The sequence below is a fragment of the Asaia sp. SF2.1 genome (genome assembly GCF_000505765.1).
Classification (GTDB): domain Bacteria; phylum Pseudomonadota; class Alphaproteobacteria; order Acetobacterales; family Acetobacteraceae; genus Asaia; species Asaia bogorensis.
The window spans coordinates 81994-82214 of the sequence record NZ_AYXS01000003.1; positions in this window are offsets into that span (position 1 = coordinate 81994).

A 221-nucleotide genomic window follows, 5' to 3' on the forward strand; every position below is an offset into this window, starting at 1 on the left:
TCCCTGCCTGGCAACGCCGTCAGGCATCGACGCATCATGTTCATGTTTACATGAACATGATCGACTTGGCGCAGCGCTGTGAGAGTATGCTCCCCCATGAGGTACATGTACCTGTCTCCATACGAACACGCGCCTAAAGAAGGTGGCGCGGGGGCTACCCCTGCCTGGCGAAGCCGTCAGGCATCAAAGCATCATGTTCATGTTTACATGAACATGACCGA